Source organism: Flavobacterium sp., assembly GCF_021151785.1.
GTDB lineage: Bacteria > Bacteroidota > Bacteroidia > Flavobacteriales > Flavobacteriaceae > Flavobacterium.
The window spans coordinates 1-7,609 of the sequence record NZ_JAGKWP010000108.1 but is presented as its reverse complement, the minus strand read 5'-3'; the positions used below and the strand labels follow the sequence as shown (position 1 = coordinate 7,609).

General features: G+C 36.6%; 1 protein-coding gene. It reads right to left on the bottom strand.

What is annotated here, in order from left to right; all coding sequences use genetic code 11:
• The coding region (locus QZ824_RS09855) for a fibronectin type III domain-containing protein (protein WP_291275852.1) at positions 1–7,561 on the bottom strand (7,561 nt) is incomplete at its 3' end.
• Positions 7,562–7,609: the final 48 nt, after the last annotated feature.

The following is a 7,609-nucleotide window of genomic DNA, read 5'->3' as shown; positions in this document are numbered from 1 at the left end:
CAACACTAGAAGATTTTACATAAAGCGTAGTAGCATTACCTCCTGTATATGGAATTGTAGCAGCTGCATCAGTATATAAATTAGTAGTTGGTGACCAAGTGATACTTGTAGAAGCTAAATTATCTAGAATCATATTAGGTCTTGCGTTTCCAGAACTAGAAGGCGTTGTAGCTGCTAATACAGATGCAGCTGTTGAACTATCAGTTCTATACCAATTTGTACTAATAAATCCAGGATCTGAGTTCTTGATCTGAACGAAATCATTAGTTGTCCCAGAATTAGCATTACTGTAAGATGTTTGAATAACAATATTACTTACTCCATCCCATGCAAAATTACCGTTCAATGGAATAGTTACAACTCCAACAGCAATTGGTAAATCTGACGCAGCTCTAACATTTGTAGTTACTGGTAAAAAAGCTGTAGATGTTAATACAGTAGCATTAGTAGAAGCCATATCCACTTGGAAATTTTGTAACGTTCCAGTAAATGTAGAACCTACAGCAGTAACTTCAAATGATAATGATTGAATTGGAATGTTAGGAGATAATCCTAATGCTGTCAATTCAGATGCTCTAATTAGCATTTGATGCTTCGTACCACCATAATAGTTAGTAAATGGACTAGGATAACCCGTTGTTGAATTTGTGTTATTTGAAGTTCCCACATTAACAACAGAACCTATAGTTCCTCCTGTAACTGTAAGCGATTGAATTGAATTCACACAAACTGCTGGTACTGTTGGAGCAATCGTAATTGCTGATGGTGTAGAATTTACATTTACTAAGTAAGTAGCTGTCGTACTACAAGTTCCTGAAGATTGTGAAGCCGTTAATGTATAAGTTGTTGTACTTGTTGGATTAAACGTCCAACCAGTAGAACTATTTCCTGTTACACCTACAGACGGTGACCAAGTATAAGTATTATAGTTTGAACCACCTGTTGCAACAGTAACTGCAGTAGATGTAGATTGTCCACTACAGATTGTCGCTGAAGTACCACTCAAAGTAATCATAGGAGGAGTATTTAAAGTAGCAGTTACAGGAACACGTAATCCAGTACAAATATCAGATAAGCTCCAATTATAGAAAAAATAATAACTTGTAGAAGCTCCTGAAATGTATCCACCTGTAATATCACCAAAATAACTTAACGAATATGGGAAACCGCCTAAAGAAGATTCTCTCACCATAGATGTACCTGAAATTGCTAATAATCTATATCCAGTTCCTGCTGGAATAATGAAATCCAAAGGAAGTGTATATTGTACTGGAGTAGTAGCATTTCCTGCAGGAACTGCAATTGTTTTGGAATTAATTACTGTACCAGCTGAATTTTGTAATTCAATTACCAAGTTTCCAGCGGTAGTACTTGCTAAATAAACGTCTACTGAATTTAATTTAGTTTTCACATTTAAGTTAAATACTAAACCATAAGTAGATGGAGTTGTACTTGCTGTAGCAGTAGTAGCTGCTCTACCTAAACCTGTACTTGCAACACCCAACGCATTTTCTTCAACATAATATGTAGTTGAGGTAGATAATGTTGGAGTTGTAAATGTATTACCTGAAGCTAATATATTACCTCCTGTTTGCGTTGCATACCAATTTAATAAATTACCAGATACAGACTCAGTAGCAGAAAGTGTAAACGCTGCACTACTAGCACAAATAGTTTGACCTAATACAGAAATTGGTTGAGGATTATTTACAGATACAGTAGCAGTTTTAACAAGCTGTGTCCCTGCATTATCTGTAATTGTTAAAGTATAAGTCTTGTCAGAAGTAGGAGATACTGCTAATGAAGAAGCCGTACCTACTACTGAAGTACCATCGCTCCAAGAATAAGTATATGGAATACAACCACCCGTTGGATTAGCATACAAAGTTACCGTCTCACCAACACAAATACTTGAAGATTGAGGAGCAATAGCAAACATAGATAATGGAGCAACGTTTGTAGAAACTGTAACGTTTTGTGAAGCACTACAACCCGTTGCAATATTAGTTGCCGTAACGGTATACGTTGTAGTTGCACCTGTTGGAACTGTAGTTGTTCCAGAAGCCGTATTTAAAACCGTAGTTGTTCCTATTTTCCATGTCCAGTTGTAACTAGATGTTACATTTGTTGCGATTTGACCACCTAAAATAAACTTAGGGCGATTAGTTCCTGTAGATCCAGATGTTGTAGCAAACATAGCTGCTGGCGTTAAACTATCCGATTGGTTGTAAGTAGTACATGTAAATCCAGGCGCATCTACTTTCATAGTAGAACTTGTTGAAGTTGTTGCGCTTGGTACTGAACTCCATGAAAATGTTACTACTAAATTTGAAGTTCCATCCCAATTGAATGAAGTTGCTGAACCTGCACCCGTACCAAAAGCTAAAGTATTAACCGTATTCGCTACTGGAGTGAACGCGTTGTTAGCACCTGTAGCTAAATATACTTGCGTACCTGCTGGTAAGAACGTGGTTGTTAAATTCGTAGAAACCGTTTGATCTACCCATAATTGAAAACCTGTATAGGTTTGGCCTGATGTGGTAGGCTCAAATGCAAGTGATGTAATATTACCTGCTGAATAACCTAAAGCAGTTAATTCAGAAGCTCTAATTAAATATTGCGTTTTAGCACCTCCCCAAGACCCTGGTAAGAAAGACTGACCTGCAGAAGAAGATGTAGAAGCACCAGCACCTAAATTAGCTGTACCTGCTTGTATATTAATTACAGTTGCATCTAAATTAATTGTACTACCTGCACAAGCTACGTTTGGACTTGCTGTTGCAGTAGTAATTGCTGGTAATGGATTAACTGTCACAACAACAGTATTAGTTGTTTGACATCCTCCATCAACAGCTGTAACTGTATATGTATAAGTCCCAACAGCTGTTGGTGTAACTGTTATTGAAGCACCACTTTGAGAAACTACTAAACCACTTCCAGTAGTAGACAACCAAGAATAGGTGTAATTTTGAAATGGAGTTGTTGAAGTATTCGTAGCATTTAAAACCGCACTTTGTCCTAAACAAATTGTAGAGGTAGTTGTTGTAGCAGAAATTAAATCAGGTGTACTTACTGTAACTGTAATTGGCGTACGAACACTCTCACAGTTTGTTGTAGGATTAACTACAGATACATAGAATGTTGTAGTTGTACTAACTGCTGTAGTATAAGTTGTAGAGGTACTTGACTGTAAAGCTGTTCCTCCAGTTGCAGCACCATACCATTTAAATGTAGGTGTTATAAATCCATTAGTGTCAGCTACACTAGCTGTTGGCACTTGAGTTCCACATTGCGCAGAATTAGTAGCGGTAGGAGCCGTTGGCAAAGGATTAACCGTTACAGTAGTAGTAGCCGTTACAGGACAACCTCCAATCAATGCTGTACCAGTATAAGTAGTTGTAACTGTTGGATTAACTGTTAACGGATTAGTTGTACCTACAACACTTATACCATTAGACCATGAATAAGAATTAGCTGCTTGAGAAGCCTGCCCACCAAATCTAATGTTAAGTCTTTTTACACTTGGAGTTCCTGTTGTACCACCATTGTAAGAAGTAGCTACAGTATTTCCTGTAGTAGGTGTAAAATATGTTTCTGCACTATATGAAGAATTTGAACCAGAATGAGTTACTTCAATAACAATATTTGAAGTACCATCCCAATTAAAAGGAGTACTAAAATTAATTGTATTCCATCCAACTGCATGTGTATAAGTTGCAGATGGAAAAACTGTTGTAAAACCAGTACTCACAACAAAATCAGTAAGAGTTGAAAGTGAAGTTGTACCAATTTTCACGACAAATGCACTATTTGTAGTACTACTACCATTTGATGAAATATTATATGCAATAGATGTAATATTACCTGCTCTTAACCCTGCGCTGTATAATTCAGCAGCAGTGTAAATAGTTTGCATTTTATAAGAGCTTCTATAATTATTAAATGCAGTTACATCATCAGTCCCTCCTGAAGAGCCTGGAGTTAATCCAGTTCCTGTTCCAATAGTGACATTTCCACTACCTACTAAATCCATATTTAAAACAGTAGGATTTCCAGCACAAATTGTAGTTGATGAGGCATTAGCAGAAGCAGTTAAACCATTAGTTGGCTCATCTTTATAAGGAGTTCCAACAATATTTTTAGTTAAACCATTAGAATCTGTAGCTACAATGGACCACGTTACATTCGCATTTGTAGGTGTAACAGTTGGAATTGTAGCAATCCATGTGTCAGCAGACAAACCACCATTGTTAGTGGAATTTGTCATATTAATAGCTGTTTGAGCTACTCCATTTAAACTGTAATTTAATACTACTGAAGTAATTGAACCACCACCAGGAGTAACTAAAACACTAATCGCTCTTGATACGTTTGTACATTGATTTCCAGAAGGAGTAATAGTTGGAGTTGCAAGTGTAGCAGACGCCTTGGAAGCCATAACATAATATCCATCTAAAGTAGTTACAGCTGGATTAGTAGACTGTAAAGAACTCGCTGTTGCTGTAGTAGTTAAACCACCTATCATGTCATACGCACCAGTTAAAGTAGCACTTCTACCAATCGCATCCGCCCCATTTGGAGTATCATTCAATTTAATTAGTGAATTTGTAAAATTAGCTGAGCCATTTGTAATTGAAGTAGCCCAATATCTATTAGTGTTTAAAGCACCAATTAATATACCATTAGTTCCACCAGTTGCTCCATCAAATACCTCTGAACGAACAACTACAGTACCTGTAGCTGCTGTTGTTGGACTTACTAATTCAAAAGGATTCAAAGAAGATTTACCAATAGGTAAGACATAAGTTGATCCTGTAGCCAAACTTGCAGGTAATGTAATTTCTAATGGACCATTTACATAAGCAGTTGTTGATGTCCTAACAATACTTCCTGTTGTTGTTCCTGTCACAGTCAACACATTAGAAGTATTGGTTGTAATATTACCAGATCCAGTACCAAAAGTTAATGTTCCTGTACCTAAATTACCTCCAGCAACTACTAATCCATTTGAATTTGTTAAACTAATAGAACTAACTAATCTTGAAGGTGGAACTTCAAATCCAACTGTTCTACTAACACTTTCTTGCGCATAAATTAACGCGTAAGTTCCTGTTCCTAAATTAAATATTGGAGCTTGATCAAAACTACCTCCTGGAGTTACCAACCCTGCTGACCCTATTTGAGTTGTACAAGGGACTGCTAAACCAGTTCCAAAAGTAATTTTATTACTACCTGTAATGATTCCTTGGAATAAATTAGCTCTTGCAATAATTACAGGATTAGCATGAGTAATAGTTAAACCTGCTGTATTTTGTACACTTAGCGTAGCCAAATTAGTTAAAACTGTACCTGAACCAGCAAACGTTTGTGCAAAACTTCCAGTTAAATTAAGAAACTGCAATGTCCCTGTGGTACCTGTTAAAACCCCATTATTTGTAAGATTAGCTCCTCTTTGAGAAAAAACACCAGTACTTGATGCGGTATCCAAAATACCATTAGTAGCAATAGTAGTATTTGCATTAGCAATTACAGTCCCTGTAGTTCCAGCTTGGAATCTACCTTGCGTAATTAAAATATTTCCATTAACAGTAATTGTCCCTGTAGATGTAGCTCTAAAAATCCCTGTTCCTCCAGTTGCACCTGCTGCTGTAATAGTTAAATTACCTTTAACAGTTACAGAATTTGAACCGAAGAAATTATACGTAGCTGTCAATAAAGGACAGTTAAATACAATATTTCCAAAAGACTGATTATTATTAGTAGCTGCAGTCGTAGAAGACGTTAATCCAATAATCGTCAACGTTGAATTTGTATCCCAAGTTGCTAAAGGCACTGGTGGTGCTCCTGTTGTAGCACCTGTAGAATTACAATTTGAACCAGCTAAAAAGCTTAGTGTTGCCGCAGAACCTACCAGTGAATTACCAGTTGAACCTAAATTTACAATACCAGTTGATGCTACAGTAACTAAAGTACTCGTTCCTCCTGTAGTTGTAATTGTATTTGAAGTAGAGCCAGCTAAATTAATTGTTCCTGCAATTAAACCTGTATTTCCTGTTCCTGAGAAAGCAAAAGCAATAGGATTAGCTGCATGATTTAAGTTTAATATACTACCACTATCTACAACGAAATCATCACCAGGAGAACCTGAAATTGTGATTGTTCTTGTCGTAGTCGCATTTGACTGTAACGTTACATTTGTATTGCTAGTTACTTTAAACTGACCAATTGTAAAACTTGCTAAATCTACATTAATCGTTGTTGTACCACCTGGAGTAGTTCCATCACCATCTACAATCAAAATATCGGTTGTAGCGACAGTGCCTCTGGTTGTTCCAGTACCGTCTGCAACTGTATTCCAGTTAGAAGCCGTATTCCAATTGCCACCCGTTGTACCGACCCAATAATAAGTAGTTGCTGCCGTCGTAGCAAGTGTTCCTGTAGCTGGTACACTTTCAACACCCTCACTAATAGCTACTACTTTCCAATCGTACGTTGTTCCTGGAGTTAAACCAGTAGCATTATAGGTATTAGTACCTAAAGCCACATTAGCAACAAAATTATAGGTAACACCTCCATTTATTGAATTGAAAACAACATATCTAACAACATTAGTGGTTGATGAAGCTGCTGCCCAGTTCAATATCATTGAGGTACTGGTAGCTGAAGACAAAGCCAAACCTGTCGGACCAGAAGCAGGTACAGGTGGTGTAAATTTATAAAAAGTATTCGCTAAATTAGCAATTTGAACACTCGCTGCAAATGAGTTTACTGTTGGAGATGTTGCAGTAGTATTTTGTGTCGGTGTAGTCCCCACAGTAATAAAAGCAGAAGAGTTTGCTGTATTACTTGAACTATGAAAAATAGATCTTGTAGTAACCGCTGATTGGGAATTGTAGATACTTCCATATAAAAAATCGATTACACCAGTACCTTCATTCAAAATCAATTGCATATTACCAGATGTAGTCATATCTGTGTAATATGCATAAAAATTATTCCATTCTATGATTAACTTCCTATTTGGCGCTGTACCTGAGACAAGATATGACATTCCATTACCCGTTTCATTATCTCCCGCCATTGGTGCAATAGTAACACTAGATGCTGAATAGGAAGAAACATTTGAGCTACCTATTGCTGTAGCTCCAGCACTTGTATGTAATCTCAATTGTCCATTACTATTCACACTAAAATGGGAGTAATAAGTCCCCATGTAAATAAAATTAAATCCAATAGGTAAAACTGTACTTCCCCAATCATCATTATTTCCCGTTACTAAAGTAGTTGCCCCTGTCATTGAATTCAAGGCACTAGTACCCGTTGTAAAAGTATAATTTGCAGAAGACTGCGCTTGTACAAAAACAAACGAAAGCAACATCAAAAACGTAACAACAATCGAAAACCAGTTACGATTGTTAAACGAATATGATGTTGTTTTCATCCTTTGAAAAATAGTTGCTCCTGAGGACTCCCGGGTGACAACCAAATCGTAATTGTTGATCATATTTATTAATTTAGTTGATTTTTCGGTTAAAGATACAACAAATAAAATATTTTTCATAATTTAAACAAAAAAGCAATTGTGTAAGTCATTTGCTATGTAAAATAA